Below are 17,215 nucleotides of genomic sequence, written 5' to 3'. Positions count from 1 at the left end.
GCCATGCATCGTTTGACAATCAGTTGCCACTCGCCGACGATGCGCTCTGGGGTTGCAGACAAGATTTCCAGCGGGCATGGTGTGTGCTCCGACCTTACGGAGGAGCGGCTCTGCCGGAACTCGGGGGCGGGCTTTGAGCTTGATGCAGAAGCGCGAGGCGCAGTTTCTCGACGCCCTTTATCTCGGGGTGCGCGACCGGGCTGACTTTGATGCGGCGCTGGAACTGCTCGGCAGCCTGTTCGATGTGACAACCGCCGTCTTGCTGGATTTCGACGCGGCGCGCCCCGAGGTATCGGCTCAGGCCACGATCGGCCTCTTCAAGGGTGAAGCCATGCAGCGTTACCAGCGCGATTTCGCCGGGCTGGACCCCGCGCCAAGAGCGTTCATGGCCGTGCCGGCAGGAACAGCGATCCCCACCTACCGCCTGCTTCCGGAAGAGACCCGCAAACCCGGCGTCTTCTTCAACGAGTTTTTCCGACCATTGGGGCTGGAGGAATGCCTCGGCGGAACGCTGGCATCGACAAGAGGCCGTTTTGCCATGATCGGCCTGCAGCGAACGCCCGACCGAAAACCTTTCGACGATGCGGATATCATGAGACTCGAGGCGCTGATGCCGCATCTGGCACGGGCCTTGCAACTGCGCCGCGACTTCGTCGGGCTCGAGGGTGCCGCCCGCGCCATGTCCGAGATCTGCGACCGGCTGGCGGCCGGTGTCGTGGCGCTCGACGAACATGGACGCAGCCTTTTCGTCAACGCTGCCGCACGACGCATGGCTGTTGCCAATGACGGCCTGTCGATCGACCGTGGCGGCCGGCTTTTTGCCACCAACCGTGCCGCCAGCAACAGGCTCGCTGAACTGGAAAATGACGTCCGCTCAGGCGGCGCCGGCGGCATCGCCCGTGCGCCACGGGCTGCCGGCAGACCCGCCTATGCGATCAGGGTCGCCCCATTCTTCATCGACCACGGGGTGGCCAAGGGAAAGTCGCGACCGCGCGGCGTCCTGTTCGTTGTTCACGATCCGCAGCTCCAGCTGCGCGCGGAAGCGGAAACGATCGGCGCCCTGTTCGGCCTGCCAAAAGGCACCGCGCAGCTCGTCGCCGCCATCGCCGCCAATGAAGACCTGCAGGCCTATGCCGAGCGCACCGGCATTTCGATGAACACCGTCCGCTACCACCTCAAGGCGGCCTACAGCCGGACCGGCGTGCGAAGGCAATCGGAGCTGATGCGGCTGGTCACCACCGCTCTGCGCGATCTCTCAGACCATCGGCACAATAGGGTCTAGGCGACCTTGTCGAGCAACGGCTTCAGCGCCGGATGGATCTCCGGCGAGGCGTGCTTGATCAAGGTCAGCAGTGCGCGCTCGTTTTCATAAAGGGGCCGATCGCCACCGATGCGCTCGGCCAGCCATTTCGCTTCGCTGGCGTCGACCGTCTCGGCGCGGCGGGCAAGCGCCTCTGTCGCCCTGTTCCTGGATTCCCACTCGGCCTCGATATTATCAGGCGACCGATAGGCTTCCATGATGCCGGCAAGCCCACCTGACACCATGCGGCCGAAGAAGCCGCCGATCTCGGGTTCGGCCTGCTCGAAAAAGGAGTCCCGGCGCAGCGCCACGTCGCGCGTCGGCGCTTCGTAGCCAGCCGAACACATGACGAAATTGGCGATCGCCTTGACGAACAGATCGTTCCAGGACGGATCGTTGCTGGCCGCCGCGGTCCGCTCGTTGATCTTGAACAGCACCTCGGCCTCGGCGCGGGTGATGGCAATGTTGCCGTCACCGCCATGGGCATAGAGAATGCGGCGCAGCAATTCGACCTCGGCCTTGGCGATCAACCCGGGAACCAGGCTGCCGCCAAGCATCAGCGGTCCCTTGCCGTCGATCACGGCGTCGGAGACCTGTTGCAGCGCATAGGCGGAAAGCCGGCTCGGTGAGGATTTCGCTTGCTCCAGCACGTGCACCAGCAGCTCTAGTTCTGTCCGGCTGTCGACCATGCCGTCGCGCGAAATCGCCCGGACCAGCCAGTCGGCATTATCCCCGGAGATATAGCCAGCCGGCTTTTCCTGATGGACGATATAGTCGCCGATGGCCTCGACAAAGAACACCGGCCATTCCTCGCATTTGTCCTTGGCCGTCGCGTCGAGCGCGAACAGCGCTTCGGCCTCGCCGCGCGTCACCACGCCGTCGCCGAACACCTCGCGGCGCAGCATGACCACGTCCTCGGCCGTGATGCGGTTCTTCGAAGTCAGCCCCGCCACCGGCGCGTTCATGATGAGTTCGCCCATTTTCAGGTCCCCGTCCGCTGCCGGCTGCTGCCGGTCGCCAAGCGTCATCTCCAATCGTTTTATCAGCAGTGTCTTGAAAAACCGGCAAACGGCGTGGTTAGCGAAGACTTGTCGGGCAATGCATGTCGCCCAAAACAAAGATCTAAGCGCAGCGCGCTTTAGATGTCGCTGGCAGGTGACAAGGTGTCGTTCACGGGCTATGGATGGCGAGTCGAGGACTTTTGCGAGTCCTACCTGTTTGCGGGAGAGAGCAGCGAAAGCTGCCGCCGAAGGGGAAATCGCCCGAAATCTCTCAGGCAAAAGAACCGTAGACGGGAAAGACACTCTGGAAAGTCGGGGCTTGCCCCCGCGCCGAAGGTGTAAGCGCTGCCGACAGAGTTACGGGGCGCGAGTCTCTCAGGCTTCAGACAGAGGGGCACGGACTGGTCGCCATTCGCGGCCGATTGCGTGCGACTCTGGAGATGACATGACGGGCGACCCAAAACACCTTCCCCTCGAGGATCTGCACACCGCCGCCGGCGCGCGCTTTGGCGCCTTTGCCGGCTGGTCGATGCCGCTGACCTATCCGGCCGGCGTGATGAAGGAACATCTTCATACACGCGAGCATGCCGGCCTGTTCGACATCTCGCACATGAAGCTGTTCGAGCTCAGCGGTCCGGGCGCGGTTTCCCTGCTCAATCGCGCCTGCCCTCTGGATGCCGGCGCCCTCGAAATCTCGCAGTCCAAACTGTCCTTTTTCCTCAATGAAGCCGGCGGCATTCTGGACGATTTGATCGTCACCAGGCTCGGCGACGAGCGCTTCATGGTCGTTGCCAATGCCGGCAATGCGGAAGCCGACGAGAACCATCTGCGCGCGCTTGCCAAGGACTTCGAGGTCAAGGTTGACGCGCTCGACCGTGTCTTCCTGGCGATCCAGGGCCCGGAAGCCTGGGCGGCACTCTCCCGCGCCGGCATCGAGACCGGCTCGCTGCTGTTCATGCACGGCATCGAGCCGAAGAAAAACTGGTTCATGAGCCGCTCGGGTTACACCGGCGAAGATGGGTTCGAGATCGGCCTGCCGGAAGCCGACGCGCGCATCCTGGTTGCCAAGCTGCTCGAAGACGAACGCGTGCTGTGGATCGGCCTTGCAGCCCGCGACAGTTTGCGGCTGGAGGCCGGCCTTTGCCTGCACGGCCTGGACATCACGCCCGAGATCGACCCGGCCAGTGCCGGTTTGATGTGGGCGATCCGCAAGGATGTTCGTGCGTCCGGTTCGTTCATCGGCGCCGATGCCTTGCGCGCCATCGTCGCACGCGGCCCGGCACAGAAACGCGTCGGCCTGAAGCCGGAGGGCCGCCAGCCGGTGCGTGGAGGGGCCGCACTGTTCGATTTCGACGGCAACCCGGCCGGACAGGTCACATCAGGCGGCTTCGGCCCTTCGGCCGGTCATCCGGTCGCCATGGGTTACGTCTCAACACCCTTGGCCAAGCCCGGAACACGGGTCTTCGCCGACGTCCGCGGGACCAAAATCCCGATCGATATCAACCCCTTGCCCTTCACTCCTCACCGCTACCGCAAAGGATAGTCCTTATGGCAAAAACCTATTTCACCGAAGATCACGAATGGCTCCGTGTCGAGGGTGGCATCGCCACCGTCGGCATCACCGACTACGCGCAGGAGCAGCTCGGCGATCTCGTCTTCGTCGAATTGCCGGAGCTGGGCAAAAAACTGGCCAAGGGCGACACCGCCGTCGTCGTCGAATCCGTCAAGGCGGCATCCGACGTCTATGCGCCTGTCGACGGCGAGATCACCGAGGCCAACAGCACGCTGTCGTCGGACCCGTCGCTGGTCAATTCGGCGGCGACCGGTGACGGCTGGCTGTGGAAGATGAGGCTCGCCGACGAAGGCCAGCTCGCAGGCCTCATGGATGAGGCCGCCTACAAAGCCCATATCGGCTGATAACAGGACTGAAAACGATGAGCTCAGCACTTACCCCCTTCTCGGCCCGTCATATCGGCCCTGATGTCAACGATGTCAGAGCCATGCTTGCCGTGATCGGCGTCCCCTCCGTTGAGACGCTGATCAGCCAGGCCGTGCCGCAGTCGATCCGCCTCGATCTGCCGCTGACCCTGCCCCCGCCCGCCAGCGAAGCCGAAGCGCTGGCCGAATTGGCGGCGACCATGGCTGGGAATACCGTGCTGAAGAGCTTCATCGGCGCCGGCTATCACGGCGTCCATGTGCCGCCGGTCATCCAGCGCAATCTGTTCGAGAACCCCGCCTGGTACACCGCCTACACGCCCTATCAGGCCGAGATCAGCCAGGGTCGGCTGGAAATGTTGTTCAATTTCCAGACCCTGGTCACAGAATTGACCGGCCTGCCGGTGGCGTCGGCCTCGCTGCTCGATGAGGCAACCGCGGTCGCCGAAGCGGTCGGCATTGCGCTGCGCCATCACCGCGACAAGCGCAGCAAGGTGGCGCTGGCCGGCACGCCGCACCCACAGACGCTGGACGTGGTGCGCACCCGCGCCGAGCCGCTCGGCATCGAGATCGATGGCGAAACCATCGACGACAACACGGCGGCCTTGCTCGTCTCCTGGCCGGACACGTTTGGCGTGTATGGCGACCACAAGGCGGCGATCGAAAAGGCGCGAGCAACAGGCTCCATCGTGGTCTTCATCGCCGATCCGCTCGGCCTGACGCTGACCGATGCGCCGGCAAAACTGGGCGCCGACATCGCTGTCGGCCCGATGCAGCGTTTTGGTGTGCCGATGGGCTTTGGCGGGCCGCACGCCGCCTATTGTGCCGTCTCCGACAAATTGACCCGGCTGATGCCCGGCCGCCTCGTTGGCCAGTCCACCGACAGCAAGGGCCGCCCCGGCTATCGGCTGGCGCTGCAGACGCGCGAACAGCACATCCGCCGTGACAAGGCGACCTCCAACATCTGCACCGCACAGGCGCTGCTCGCCAACATGGCGACAGCCTATGCGATCTGGCACGGTCCCGCCGGCCTGCAGGCGATTGCAGGGCGCATCCATGGGCTCGCCGGCCGCCTTGCGGCGGGCCTGAAGGCATCCGGTGTTTCCGTGCTTGGCTCAAGCCGCTTCGACACGGTCACAGTCGAGGTGAAGGGCAAGGCCGCTTCGATCGCGGCTGCCGCAGAAAAAACCGGCCGCTTGCTGCGTGTCGTCGATGCCGATCGCATCAGCATTGCCTTTGACGAGACCTCGACCGAGGCCGATCTCGGCGCGATCGCCGCCCTGTTCGGCGCCAAGGCCGGCGACGCTGTCGCCAGCACCGTGCCCGGAAAACCGCGCGGCAAGGAGTTCCTCAGCCAGCCGGTCTTCCACGACAACCACTCTGAAACCGAGATGATGCGCTTCCTGCGCCGTCTCGCCGACAAAGACCTGGCGCTCGACCGCGCCATGATCCCGCTTGGCTCCTGCACCATGAAGCTCAACGCCGCCGCCGAAATGATGCCGGTGAGCTGGCCGAGCGTCGCCAATCTGCATCCCTTCGCACCTAGCAGCCATTCGGCCGGCTATCGCGCCATGGTCGGCGAACTCGAGGGATGGCTTTCGGAGATCACCGGTTTTGACGCCGTCAGCCTGCAGCCCAATGCCGGCAGCCAGGGCGAATATGCCGGCCTGCTCGCCATCCGCGCCTATCACCGGTCGCGCGGCGAAGGCCATCGCACCGTCTGCCTGATCCCGTCCTCCGCGCATGGCACCAATCCGGCGAGCGCGGCGATGGCCGGCATGAGCGTGGTCGTCGTGCGCTGCCTGGAGGACGGCAACATCGACATGGACGATATGCGGGCCAAGGCCAACGAGCATTCCAAGAATCTCGCGGCGCTGATGTTCACTTATCCTTCGACACATGGCGTCTACGAGGAAGGGGCGCGCCACCTCTGCGCCCTTATCCATGAGCATGGCGGCCAGGTCTATTTCGACGGCGCCAACCTCAACGCGCTGGTCGCCCTGGCGCGGCCCGCCGACATCGGCGCCGATGTCTGCCACATGAACCTGCACAAGACGTTCTGCATTCCGCATGGCGGCGGCGGTCCGGGCGTCGGTCCGATCGGCGTAAAGGCGCATCTGCAGCCCTATCTGCCGGGTCACGTCACCGAAGGCTCAGGCCACGCCGTGTCGGCCGCACCGTTCGGCAGCGCCTCGATCCTGCCGATCACCTGGATGTACATTCGCATGATGGGCGCCTCCGGCCTGAAGCAGGCGACGGAGACCGCCATCATCTCGGCCAACTATGTGGCGACACGGCTCGCGCCGCACTTCCCGCTCCTCTACAAGGGCCGGCACGACCGCATCGCGCATGAATGCATCCTCGACACCCGCGTGCTCAAGGACAGCGCCGGCATCAGCGTCGACGATATCGCCAAGCGCCTGATCGACTACGGCTTCCACGCGCCGACCATGTCGTTCCCGGTCGCCGGCACGCTGATGGTCGAGCCGACCGAGTCGGAGCCCAAGCGCGAACTGGACCGTTTTTGCGAGGCGATGATTGCTATCGCCGGCGAGGCGGCAAAGGTGGCGAAGGGCGAATGGCCACTGGCCGACAATCCGCTGGTCAATGCGCCGCACACCGCAGCCGAAGCGCTGGCTGGCCAGTGGAACCACCCCTATTCACGGCTGGAAGCTGCCTACCCCGCCGGTGACGCCGACAGCGCCGCAAAATACTGGCCACCGGTGTCGCGCATCGACAACGTCGCCGGCGACCGCAACCTCGTCTGCTCCTGTCCACCGCTGTCGGAATATCTGGGCGCCGCCGAGTAATCCTCTCGGCTGCAGTCAAGCAGTGCGCAGGGCCGGCTCGTCGGCCTTGCTGGCCTTGTTCTGGACGACGACGCGATTTCGTCCGGCGCGCTTGGCCGCATAAAGGGCAGTGTCGGCATCGGCCAGCACGACGTCGAGGCTGGCGCCGTCTGCTGCGCCAAAGCCGATGCCGCCGCTGACCGTGCTGCGCAACGGACCAAGCGGGGTGGCCACCACTTCCGTGCCGAAGCTGACGCTGATCTTGCTTGCGAGGTCGTAGGCTTTTTCTTCCGTCACCCGCGACATGACCAGCACGAATTCTTCGCCGCCCAGCCGAAAGGCATCGACGCCGGTTCTGCCATATTTCCGGATCACCGCGGCAAAGCGGCACAAAACCTGATCGCCAACTGGATGGCCGAACACATCATTGGTCTTCTTGAAGTGATCGAGGTCGAACATGACGACCGACATGAACGGGCCGAAGACACGCTCGCCATAAAATGCCGTCAGCGCGCGCCGGTTCATCAGCCCGGTCAATGGATCGGTCATGGTCTCGGCCTTCAATTCGATCTGCGCCTGCAAATGATGCAGCGACAGCGTCAAAGCGCCGAGCCCGGTCATGCAGGCAACCGCCACGACGGTATTCAGTCGTTCGGCCCAATTGTCAGGGGCAACGCCGAGCACCCACTGACCCTTGATGACAAGCATCGCGCCACAAAGTCCGAACGACAGCCCGCAGGCGCCACTCAGGAACGAAACCACCAGCAGGATCCGGCGCTCGTGACCGCCACCTTTGATCCAGAACATCGCCCCGATCACCGCAAGCAGCGCCGTTACGGCAGCGTAGGTGACGATGAAGCCGACACCGTCGAGGCCGAGGTAAGTCACGCCCGCGCACACAGCCATCGCAAACAGCGTCGGCAGAACAACACGTCTGTACTCGTGCACGCCGAGATACTGCATGGCCGCCAGGCAGAGCGTCAGAAAGCCGAGACCGAGTAGCGCCAGCACGATCTGGCAAAGCCAGGGGCTCGGAGCCCTTGTGTACTGCCAAAACAAGATCACATGCGCGACCAGAACGAGAATGCCGCACGCCACACTCAGCACGAAGCGCCCGCGCGGCGCGCTCAGCCAGATCGCAAACATGGTGACGCTGAGGCATACGCCAGACAGCGCAGCTGCAAGCAGGAGCGAACTGAAATCCAACATGTGTGAGCAGCAGCCTCTTGGGGAGATCGTCGGGTGCGCTGCATTCTAGGGCAGCCAAAGGCTGCAGATACGTATTTTCGGCAGGCCGTCCGACGCTACCTTTCGACAAGGTTTACAAAGCGTCGCTGTCGCGCCCCGCGGAAGCAGCAGCGCACGGCAGAGGCGAAGTTTCAGCCCTTGTTCAGCAGCGCCAGATTGGCATTGACCACCGTCGGGTCGGTCATGCCGGCTTTGGCTTCCAGAAGCAGCGCCTTGGCCTTCTTGCGGTTGCCGCGCAACAATTGCGAATAGCCCATATTGTTGATGATCTGCGGCTTGCGTCCGGCGACCTTCAACAGCTGATCGTAGGCGCGGTCGGCGAAGTCGAAGCGGCCGAGTTCGTCGTAGGAAGCGGCAAGCCCCATCCAGGCTTCGGCATTGTCGGCCTTCAGTTCCACCGCCTTGCGGAAATGCTTCTCGGCAAGGCCATAATTGGCGTCGCGAAATTGCGCCTTGCCCTCCGTCAGGTCGGACGAGCTGACGTCCTTTGCCACTGGTGGGATGGCGGTGGTCTTGGTCGCATCGACACCGCTCGACGTACAACCCGTGACCATCAAGACGGCCGCAATCGCGGCCATTGCCGTGAGAGTTCTGTAACGCATGCCCCTGCCTCAATCGCCCGATTTGCCGGGTCGTTCTTCAGGAAACAGACTACAAGAGAGCAATTAAACTTCAGTGCTGAAACGCACCTAAATTTTGGTTTCGGGCACACACACCATTAACCACACGAAGGCTATTCCGGTCCCATGACCTTGAGTGCCGCAGGAACCGGATAGCGGCTGCCGTCATAGCGCAGCCGGTAGGTCCGTTTCACGGACTTGCCTGGATGGGACTGGCACTCACCCTGTGTGTCGAGGGAGGGATCGTCGGTATCCGTCCGCTCGACCACGGTGATGTCGTGATAGCCGTGATGGCGAGCCGGGTTCATCGCCAGGCTGACCTGGCTGGAATGAAAGGATCCCGCGCAATTGGCATCGCCGTCGCCACCATTGCCTTCCACGACGAGGCCGTCGAGCACCAGCCGCAGCGCATCGCCGTCGACGGCATAGAGCCGCAGGTCGGTTTCGCTGAAGGGGGCGGCCTGCGAATGGTTTGCGATTTCGATGCGCAGGCCAAAGGCGGTGACTTTGGGAGCCAGCCCATAGCGACCGGTATCGAATTCGACCGCGCGGATGGCGAGGGCATCATCGGTCATCAGCCCGGGCTGGAGCAGGCGCTGGCGCACCTGGCGGCTGTTCCTGTCGACGACCAGAAGCTCGATATCGCCGACATGCCCGTCGTCGCTGGATTGGACGCTGTCGGTGAGTGGCACCGCGACCAGCAACAGCTCGTCATGAGCGGGCCAGATCTTGCAGACCAGGCCGAATGGCGAATCGCTATCGGGCAGCGTGAGCGCGATGCTGGTATGAGGTTCCAGCGTGAACGAGGCGCCGTCGGCGCTCTTTTGGGCCTTGGGATAGGCCTGCTGCACCAGGGCAGCAGCATCGCCGCAATCGTCGGCCGCGGCCCAGGCGGGCGACAGGCTGGTGGCAGCGAGGCCGAGGAAGAGCGTTCGCAACAATATTCGCATGGAATTCTCGGTCAGATTGATCGGTTGTCAGGCCCTGTTCTGCATTCCGGGACTGACTTTCTTTCAGGAGCGCTAGTTTCTAATGCGCCGTCATTTTGACGATAATCGGAATGACGGCGATCATCAGCACCACCGGCAGGATGCAGACCACAACCGGCACCGACATTTTGGCCGGCAAAGCGTGCGCTTTCTCCTCGGCCAACGACATGCGCTTGTGGCGCATTTCGTCGGAGAAGACGCGCAGCGCTCCCGACAGGCTCGTGCCGAGTTCCTTCGATTGCTGCAGCAGCGTCGCGAACGAACGCACCTCGTCCAGGCTGAGGCGGTCAGCAAGCGCCTTCAGCGCGTCGTCGAGGCTGCGCCCTGCCCTGAGCTCCAGCGACACCAGCTGCAGATTCTGGCTCAGCGCCGGATAGGTCTTGGCGAGTTCCTTCGAGACGCGTTCGATGCCGGCTTCCATGCTCATGCCGGCATCGGAACAGACAATCATCAGATCCATGAAGTCGGGAAATCCGTTGCGATATTCGCGCATCTTTTCCCGCACCTTCTGGGTCAGCACTAGGCCGGGCAGGAAATAGCCAGCCGCTCCAGACAGGATGATGAAGGTCCAGCGGCTGGTCGCGGTCGCATCGGAGCTGGCCATCCATTCGTTGACCACAAACGCACCGATCGCGCCGCCGACAAAGGCGGCGAAACGGATCAGGAAGAACATGCCGACCGCGCGCGGTTCCATGTAGCCGGCCTGGATGAGTTTCATGCGCAGCCGGGCGACATTTTCCGGATCGCTCTTGGCATAGAAGTCCTGCGCCCGCTTCACCGCCTTTTCGCGCACCGCGTTGGAATTTTTCTTCGGTGTCGGTTCGGCCTGTTCAACCACCTTGTTCTGCTCGACCTTGAGCCGGCGCTTGAGGTCGTTGCGGTCGCCTTTCGCCACCACCAGCGGCCACGCCACCGCGCCACCGCCCAACGCCAGCAGCATCACGGCCACGGGCATCAGCGAGGTCGGCGCCAGCGAAGCGAGGAATTGGATGATTTGTTCCATGTCAGAACCTGAAGTTCGACATCTTGAACATGATGACGTTGCCCAGCATCAGCCAGAAGATCGAACCGCCAAGCAGGTACCAGGTCTTCGGTACGTCCCAAACATCGCGATAGAATTGCGGCATCAACACCATGATGCCGGTAAACAGCAGCGCCGGCACCGCGGTCAGGATGTAGGCCGACATGCGGCCTTCCGACGAAATGGCGCGCACCTTGCGCCGCAGCTTGCCGCGTTCGCGGATCGTCGTCGACAGCCCGTCGAGGATTTCACGCAGATTGCCGCCCGAACTGGTCTGGATCGACACGGCGGTGATGAACAGCGGCAGATCCTCATGGCCGACCCGGTCGAACAGCGAATTCAACGCCGAAACCAGATCCGAGCCATACGTCACCTCGTCTGCGATGACGCCGAACTCGGTGCCGATCGGATCAGGCATTTCGCGCGACACCATGGCGATTGCCACCGGCACCGGATGGCCGGCCTTGAGGCCGCGCGTGATCAATTCCAGCGCTTCAGGCAACTGCAAGCCGAACCGCTTCAGCCGTTTGCCGCGCATGGAACGCATTGCCATCACCGGCAGCAGCGGCACCAGGACGACCAGCAACAGAAGCCCGAGCAGCAGCGACAGGCCGTACCAGAGTGCGGCGAACGTCATCGCCAGCGCCACGCCCGAAGTGATCATCAGGAATTTCGACAGCGGCATGGTCATGCCCGACTGCGTGCGCAGGGCGCGGAAGCGGTCGGGGGAAAACAGCGAGGTGCCGGCTTCGAGGCCGCGCTCCTTGCGCAACTGGATCAGCACCTGTTCCTGGCTGATCTTGTTTTCCTGAAGCTTCATGCGCCGGTTGATGGCGGTGCGCTTGTCGCTGCGCCCGGCATAGAGCAAATAGCAACCCTCGGCGATCATGATGCCGGTGAGTGCTGCCGCCGCGTAGACGACGTAGATGGCACTGAAATTCTGGAACACCGCCTACTCCTGCGGCCGGCCTGGTTCGAAATATTTTCCCGGGAATTCGATGCCCATGGCGCGCAGATCTTCGAGGAAGCGCGGACGGATGCCGGTCGCCTCGTAGTAGCCGAGGATCTTGCCGTCGGCCTCCATGCCGGTGCGCACGAAGCGGAAGATCTCCTGCATCTGGATGACGTCGCCTTCCATGCCGGTCACCTCGGCGACGCTGGTCACCTTGCGCTTGCCGTCGGACAGGCGGGTCAGCTGCACGATGAGGTCGATTGCGCTGGCGATCTGGCTGCGGATCGACTGCACCGTCATCGGCATGCCGGTCATGCCGAGCATCTGTTCCAGACGCGAAATGCAATCGCGCGGCGTGTTGGCGTGGATGGTCGCCATCGAGCCTTCATGGCCGGTGTTCATCGCTTGCAGCATGTCGAAGGCTTCCTCGCCGCGGCACTCGCCGAGGATGACGCGGTCCGGACGCATGCGCAGCGCGTTCTTGACCAGGTCGCGCTGCCTCAATTCGCCATGGCCTTCGATGTTGGCCGGACGCGTTTCCATGCGCGCGACATGCGGCTGCTGCAGCTGCAGCTCCGCCGCATCCTCGATGGTGATCAAGCGTTCGTCTTCCGGAATGAAGGCCGACAGCGCATTCAGCATCGTCGTCTTGCCGGTGCCGGTGCCGCCGGAGATGATGGTCGTCTTGCGGGCATGCACGGCCGCGGCCAGCACTTCGGCCATGTTCTGTGTGATGGCGCCGAACTCGACCAGCTTGTGCAGGCCGAGCTTGTTCTTGGAAAACTTGCGGATCGACACCAGCGGCCCGTCGACGCCGACCGGCCGAATGGCGGCGTTGAAGCGCGAGCCGTCCAGCATGCGCGCATCGACCATCGGCTGCGATTCGTCGACGCGCCGGCCTACCGCAGCGACGATTTTGTTTATGATTCGAAGCAGATGCGCCTCATCCTTGAAGGGGATGTGGACCTGCTGCAGCTTGCCGCGTTTTTCGACAAAGCAGTTCTGGTGGCCGTTGATCAGAATGTCGTTGATCTCGGGATCCTTCAGCAGCGGTTCCAGCGGGCCGAGGCCGACCATCTCGTCGACAATGTCGTCAACCAGCGCGTCAAGCTCGACGGTGTTGATCGCCATCCGCTCCTGGCGCGCCTTTTCGGAGACGAATTCATGAACCTGGCGGCGCATCTCGTCCTTGGGCAGCCGTTCGAGCGCGACCAGGTTGATTTCCTCAAGCAACATCCGGTGGATACGAACGCGCGCGTCGCCCACCTTGTTGCCGCCCTTGGCCGGCGTGGCTTCCGGCTTTGCCGGCAACGCCTTGCGGGTCGTCGGAATGACAACGGCGTGGTGCGCGACCGGCGCGACATCAGCCAGCTTTTGCGGGCGCGTGTCGCGATTCTGCAGTGTGGAAAAGCGGCTGGTCATCCGGCCTTCCTCTTCAGCAATCCCTTGCCGATACTGAACAGCGAGCGCGATTTCTCGGGCGTCGCGACCGCTTCTTCTGGCAGGATGATTTTCTTGAGATCGTTGACGACATTGGCGTTCGGGTCGATCTCGTGCAGCGGCACACCGCGATCGACCGCCTCGCGCACCAGCCGATAGTTGTTGGAGATGCCGCCGACGAAATGCTCGCCGAGGATTTCCTGCACATCCGCATGCTTGATGCCGCTGTCGAACATCTTCTGTTCGAAGCGGTTGACGATGACGTTCGGCTTCACTTCCTTGCCGGCCGTCTCGTAGACGGCCTGGATGAGGCGCTGCGTATGGCGCAGGCACGGCACCGTCATTTCAGCGACGATGTAGAGCTTGTTGGAGCCGAGCAGCACCGTCTCCGTCCACGGAAACCAGGTACGCGGCATGTCGATGACGACATTGTCGAAATAGGCCGAGACGAGATCGAGCATGCGCACCACGACGTCGGTCTTGAAGGAGCGCATTTCCGACGGGCGCGTCGGCGCCGCCAGCACGCAGAGCCCGCTCGCATGCTTGGACAGCATGACATCGAGCAGCTGCCGGTCGAGGCGCTCGGGCTGGTTCTCGATTTCGGTGATGTCGAAGCGCGGTTCGAGGTCGAGATATTCGGCGCAGGCGCCTTGCTGGAAATTGAGATCGACCACGCAAGTCGACGCGCCGCGCGTCACCGAATGGTGCAGCTGAAAAGCGGTCTGCAGCGCGAGCGTCGTGGTGCCGACGCCGCCGGCGGCCGGCATGAAGGTGTAGATCTGCGACTCGGTGTTTTCCTCGCGACCCGGCCCTTGCAGCGCGCGGATGACGGAGCGCACCAGATCGGCGGTGGTGATCGGCTTGACCAGAAAGTCGGCGACCTTGAGCTGGACCAGGATGCGCACCGCGGCGGCGTTGAATTCCTGGGTGACGACGACGACCGGAACGCGGCCTTCCAGCCGGCGCATGATGCGCTGCAGCGACTCGATCTCTTCGAGCTTTGCGGCATCCATGTCGACGATGAGGGCACCGAAATCGCTCTCCTGCACCTCACCGCGAAGCTCGGTGACATTTTTCTCGACCGTCGAAAGCTGGATGACCTCCGAGGCGGCGAACGCCGTGCGCGTGTCCTGCAGGAAAGCCCTATCACCGGATACGAGCAGGATATTCTTGGTCTTGATGCCGCTTGCCATTGTTTTTCAGCCTGTCAGGTCATTCGCCAATAAAAACGCCAATCAATTGGTTGTGGTCGCCTGTGCAGCCTGGGTGCCGGCCGCCTGATCGGCGGCGCCGGCCGCCGCACTGCTGCGTTGGGCCGGAACCAGAAGCTTTGTGTTCTGGACGCCGTATTTCCACGGATCGACCATCTGCATGACCGTATTGGCAGCCTGCGCGTTGCCGGCGCCTGTCGTCGGCCCTTCGCTGCGCACATAGTCGTCACTGGTACAGCCGCTGGAAAAGCCGGCGAGCAACAGGGTGATGCATAGTCCTGGAACCAGGCGCATGGCTTCAATCCTTCGGCAGGTCGAGGAAATGCCCGACCGTGGTGACTGCGGTCGGCTGTGCCGTGCTGCCGCCGGCCATTGCCAACGCACGGTTGGCGTCGGACGCCTTCACTTCCTCGGTGTTGTTGAGAAAGTAGTCGGCATTGCTGGCCGGCTGCGTGCCGTCGGTCGGCTCGGCGAGCTTTTTCGACGGGTCGACCGGCTTGACCAGATAGGGCGTGACGATGATCACCAGATCGGTCTCGCGCCGCTGATAGGCCTTGGAGGAAAACAGCGACCCAAGCACCGGCAGTTTGCCAAGGCCGGGAATGCGCGACGTCGTGATGTCGTTCTGCGATTGCAGCAGGCCGGCAATCATGAAGCTCTGTCCGTTCTTCAGGTCGACCGAGGTCTTGGCGCGGCGCACGATGAAGCCCGGCACAGAAATGTTGCCGATGTTGTAGGAAGCCGACGCGTCGATCGAGGACACTTCCGGCGCGATGTCCAGGCTGACCAGCCCATCCTTGAGCACTGTCGGCGTGAAATCCAGGCTGACGCCATATTTCTTGTAGCTGACGGAGATCTTGCCATTGTCCTCGGAGACCGGGATCGGGAACTCGCCGCCGGCGAGGAAGCTCGCCGTTTGGCCCGAACGGGCGATCAGGTTCGGCTCGGCCAATCGCCGGGCGAGCCCGTGGTCTTCCAATGCTTTGATGGCGATGTCGATCGAAACGCCATTCGACAACAGCCGGCCGATGATCTCGCCCGACCCTGCCGGCGCGATTGCCCCGGGCTCCAGCGTGACGTCGCGCCCGCCGATGCCGTAGGCAAAATTGGCGCTGTATTTCGCGCCAAGCTGCTGCCCGGCCTGCCGGTTGATCTCGACGAAGCGGACGTTGAGCTGAACCTGCTGCGACGACGAGATGTTGACCGAGTTGATCACGTCCTCTTTGCCGGAAAAGCGCGTGGCGATCTGGTTCGCCTTCTCGGCGGCGACCGCATCGTCCGCCTCGCCCGACAGCACGACGCGGCCATTGGCGGAACCAACCCTGATGTTGGCGTCCGGCACGCTGGCGCGGATGGTGCTTGCCAACTGGTCTGTATCGAGGGTCACCTCAATGTCGACGGTGCCGACAAGCTGCTTCTTTTCGTCGAACAGCGCGACACCGGTGGTGCCGAGATTGTTGCCGAGCACGTAGAAGGACTTGTCGGTAAGCGGATTTACGTTGGCGATCTCCGGATCGCCGATGACGATCTGGTAGAAGGCCGCACTCGTCACGATTGTCTTCGGCTTGCCCTTGGCAACCTTGATAGAGGCGTTCTTGGTCGCCGAGACATAGACGATGTCATTGTTGGCCCTGGCCGGCCCGCTGGTGCCGAGCGTCGCCGCCGCGACCAGCGTAGCCGCTGCCGCCATGGCGCGCAAAAGGCGCAGACCTGTCGTCATCCGATATGAATTCAGCCCAAACATTGTCCCGTCCCCGGCCGGTCCCCACCGGCTATTGTTTCTGGTCCCGTGTAGGAACCTGGTATTCCTCGGCCTGCGTGCCGCGCGTCACGATGATCGTCTTGAACTTCGGCTTCTCCGGCTCCTTCGTCATGGCATCGAACAGCGAACCGGCCGTGGCCTGCACGCTGGATGCGACCGAGCCACCGAAGGATGAGATGGTGGTGACGCCGTTCTTGCCCTCGCCGCCTTCGCTGGAAGAGCGAAGCGAGAAGGACAAGGTGCCGACGGTGCGGGCAAGTGCAACTTTCTGCGCGCCCTCGGTCGTCACCTCGATGGTCACCGAATTGGCGATCTGCGGCGTGGTCTGGCGCTCGTCGGCACCCTGCCCGACGCTAAGCACCTTGGCGTCGGATACGACGATTTCGGAGGTGACGGTCGAACCCGACGCGCCTTGCGCGTTCTTGGCCACTTCCTGGATTTCACCCGCATCGCGCGTCAGCACGACATCGACCCGGTCGCCCGGCGTGACGAACCCGCCGACACCGGCAATCTCGTCGGTGCGGATGGTCACCGCCCGCATTCCCGGCGACAGCATGTTGGAAAGCGTTGCGCGGCCATTCGGCCCCGACAATTTGGAGAGCAGCACCGGTTCGTTGATCTCGATCGGCGAAAGCACCACGCGGTTGCCGTCGGCAAGCAAGGCATCGACGGTGGTGAAGGCCCCTTGCGGGACGGAATCCTGCGACCACGGGATTTCGCTGAGCTGTGCCCGGTCGAGTGGCATCCCGTAACGCAGCGGCGCGTTCGCCACCACGATGGTCTTGAACTCGATCTTGGGCGCTTCCGGGACCGAGATTGACGCCGTCTTCTCTCCGAGATCGGCCTTGGCCTGGCTCTTCACCCAGAAATCCGCGGCAAAAATCGAGATCGCCCCGAAAACGGCGGCGATGCCGATCATCGTTATGGCCTTGCCCCTCACGCCGATA

At 63.1% G+C, this 17,215-nt stretch carries 15 protein-coding genes and 1 riboswitch; of the genes, 4 read left to right on the top strand and 11 right to left on the bottom strand.

Features of this window, described 5'->3' with window-relative positions; translation table 11 throughout:
* Positions 1-133: 133 nt before the first annotated feature.
* Complete coding sequence (locus AC1DX6_RS13780) at positions 134-1,282, top strand: helix-turn-helix transcriptional regulator (protein ID WP_477314162.1); 1,149 nt, start codon at positions 134-136, stop codon at positions 1,280-1,282.
* Here AC1DX6_RS13780 and AC1DX6_RS13775 read toward each other — a convergent pair.
* Positions 1,279-2,280, bottom strand: coding sequence for a hypothetical protein (locus AC1DX6_RS13775; RefSeq protein ID WP_477314160.1), 1,002 nt, complete (start codon positions 2,278-2,280; stop codon positions 1,279-1,281). The two genes, AC1DX6_RS13780 and AC1DX6_RS13775, sit on opposite strands and share 4 nt — an antisense overlap.
* A gap of 231 nt (positions 2,281-2,511) precedes the next feature.
* Positions 2,512-2,598, top strand: a riboswitch (glycine riboswitch).
* A gap of 148 nt (positions 2,599-2,746) precedes the next feature.
* Between AC1DX6_RS13775 and gcvT the strand changes: the two genes are divergently transcribed.
* Genes gcvT through gcvP form a run of 3 tightly spaced genes read left to right on the top strand, consistent with a single transcriptional unit; the run spans position 2,747 to position 7,046 of the window.
* Positions 2,747-3,844, top strand: a complete 1,098-nt coding sequence (gcvT, locus tag AC1DX6_RS13770; RefSeq protein ID WP_477314158.1) for a glycine cleavage system aminomethyltransferase GcvT — start codon at positions 2,747-2,749, stop codon at positions 3,842-3,844.
* 5 nt (positions 3,845-3,849) lie between these two features.
* Complete coding sequence (gene gcvH / locus AC1DX6_RS13765; protein ID WP_477314156.1) at positions 3,850-4,218, top strand: glycine cleavage system protein GcvH; 369 nt, start codon at positions 3,850-3,852, stop codon at positions 4,216-4,218.
* 17 nt (positions 4,219-4,235) lie between these two features.
* Positions 4,236-7,046 carry an aminomethyl-transferring glycine dehydrogenase gene (gcvP, locus tag AC1DX6_RS13760; protein WP_477314154.1) on the top strand — a complete coding sequence of 937 codons (2,811 nt, stop codon included), beginning with the start codon at positions 4,236-4,238 and terminating at the stop codon, positions 7,044-7,046.
* Between the two features lie 15 nt (positions 7,047-7,061).
* Here the strand turns inward: gcvP and AC1DX6_RS13755 are convergent, their stop codons facing one another.
* The 10 genes from AC1DX6_RS13755 to cpaB all read right to left on the bottom strand — a co-directional run bounded on the left by AC1DX6_RS13755 (position 7,062) and on the right by cpaB (position 17,208).
* A complete protein-coding gene (locus tag AC1DX6_RS13755; protein WP_477314152.1) occupies positions 7,062-8,234 on the bottom strand; it encodes a GGDEF domain-containing protein in 1,173 nt (390 codons plus the stop codon).
* A gap of 170 nt (positions 8,235-8,404) precedes the next feature.
* A complete protein-coding gene (locus tag AC1DX6_RS13750; protein WP_477314150.1) occupies positions 8,405-8,875 on the bottom strand; it encodes a tetratricopeptide repeat protein in 471 nt (156 codons plus the stop codon).
* A 131-nt stretch (positions 8,876-9,006) separates the two neighbouring features.
* Positions 9,007-9,843 (bottom strand): PA3715 family protein, encoded by an 837-nt coding sequence (locus AC1DX6_RS13745; protein WP_477314148.1) that lies wholly within the window; start codon positions 9,841-9,843, stop codon positions 9,007-9,009.
* Between the two features lie 79 nt (positions 9,844-9,922).
* Positions 9,923-10,885, bottom strand: a complete 963-nt coding sequence (locus AC1DX6_RS13740; protein ID WP_477314146.1) for a type II secretion system F family protein — start codon at positions 10,883-10,885, stop codon at positions 9,923-9,925.
* A gap of 1 nt (position 10,886) precedes the next feature.
* On the bottom strand, positions 10,887-11,852 hold the full coding sequence (locus AC1DX6_RS13735; protein WP_477314144.1) for a type II secretion system F family protein: 966 nt from the start codon (positions 11,850-11,852) through the stop codon (positions 10,887-10,889).
* Positions 11,853-11,855: 3 nt separating this feature from the next.
* Positions 11,856-13,277 carry a CpaF family protein gene (locus tag AC1DX6_RS13730; RefSeq protein ID WP_477314142.1) on the bottom strand — a complete coding sequence of 474 codons (1,422 nt, stop codon included), beginning with the start codon at positions 13,275-13,277 and terminating at the stop codon, positions 11,856-11,858.
* Positions 13,274-14,488 (bottom strand): CpaE/TadZ family protein, encoded by a 1,215-nt coding sequence (locus AC1DX6_RS13725; protein ID WP_477314140.1) that lies wholly within the window; start codon positions 14,486-14,488, stop codon positions 13,274-13,276. The genes AC1DX6_RS13730 and AC1DX6_RS13725 overlap by 4 nt, the downstream gene beginning before the upstream one ends.
* 42 nt (positions 14,489-14,530) lie before the next feature.
* Positions 14,531-14,800, bottom strand: coding sequence for a hypothetical protein (locus AC1DX6_RS13720; protein WP_477314138.1), 270 nt, complete (start codon positions 14,798-14,800; stop codon positions 14,531-14,533).
* A gap of 4 nt (positions 14,801-14,804) precedes the next feature.
* A complete protein-coding gene (locus tag AC1DX6_RS13715) occupies positions 14,805-16,196 on the bottom strand; it encodes a type II and III secretion system protein family protein (protein ID WP_477315099.1) in 1,392 nt (463 codons plus the stop codon).
* A gap of 82 nt (positions 16,197-16,278) precedes the next feature.
* On the bottom strand, positions 16,279-17,208 hold the full coding sequence (cpaB, locus tag AC1DX6_RS13710; RefSeq protein WP_477314136.1) for a Flp pilus assembly protein CpaB: 930 nt from the start codon (positions 17,206-17,208) through the stop codon (positions 16,279-16,281).
* Positions 17,209-17,215 lie beyond the last annotated feature (7 nt).

Source organism: Mesorhizobium sp. P2_C4 (assembly GCF_056404575.1).
Note: the sequence above shows the minus strand (reverse complement) of the source record. Positions and strands in the feature narration are given on the sequence as shown.

What these genes read in the sequence shown, in the direction of transcription:
- AC1DX6_RS13775 (WP_477314160.1), bottom strand. Translation starts at nt 2,280, where the DNA reads ATGGGCGAACTCATCATGAACGCGCCGGTGGCGGGGCTGACTTCGAAG.
- gcvT (WP_477314158.1), top strand. Translation starts at nt 2,747, where the DNA reads ATGACGGGCGACCCAAAACACCTTCCCCTCGAGGATCTGCACACCGCC.
- gcvH (WP_477314156.1), top strand. Translation starts at nt 3,850, where the DNA reads ATGGCAAAAACCTATTTCACCGAAGATCACGAATGGCTCCGTGTCGAG.
- gcvP (WP_477314154.1), top strand. Translation starts at nt 4,236, where the DNA reads ATGAGCTCAGCACTTACCCCCTTCTCGGCCCGTCATATCGGCCCTGAT.
- AC1DX6_RS13755 (WP_477314152.1), bottom strand. Translation starts at nt 8,234, where the DNA reads ATGTTGGATTTCAGTTCGCTCCTGCTTGCAGCTGCGCTGTCTGGCGTA.
- AC1DX6_RS13750 (WP_477314150.1), bottom strand. Translation starts at nt 8,875, where the DNA reads ATGCGTTACAGAACTCTCACGGCAATGGCCGCGATTGCGGCCGTCTTG.
- AC1DX6_RS13745 (WP_477314148.1), bottom strand. Translation starts at nt 9,843, where the DNA reads ATGCGAATATTGTTGCGAACGCTCTTCCTCGGCCTCGCTGCCACCAGC.
- AC1DX6_RS13740 (WP_477314146.1), bottom strand. Translation starts at nt 10,885, where the DNA reads ATGGAACAAATCATCCAATTCCTCGCTTCGCTGGCGCCGACCTCGCTG.
- AC1DX6_RS13730 (WP_477314142.1), bottom strand. Translation starts at nt 13,277, where the DNA reads ATGACCAGCCGCTTTTCCACACTGCAGAATCGCGACACGCGCCCGCAA.
- AC1DX6_RS13725 (WP_477314140.1), bottom strand. Translation starts at nt 14,488, where the DNA reads ATGGCAAGCGGCATCAAGACCAAGAATATCCTGCTCGTATCCGGTGAT.
- AC1DX6_RS13720 (WP_477314138.1), bottom strand. Translation starts at nt 14,800, where the DNA reads ATGCGCCTGGTTCCAGGACTATGCATCACCCTGTTGCTCGCCGGCTTT.
- AC1DX6_RS13715 (WP_477315099.1), bottom strand. Translation starts at nt 16,196, where the DNA reads ATGGCGGCAGCGGCTACGCTGGTCGCGGCGGCGACGCTCGGCACCAGC.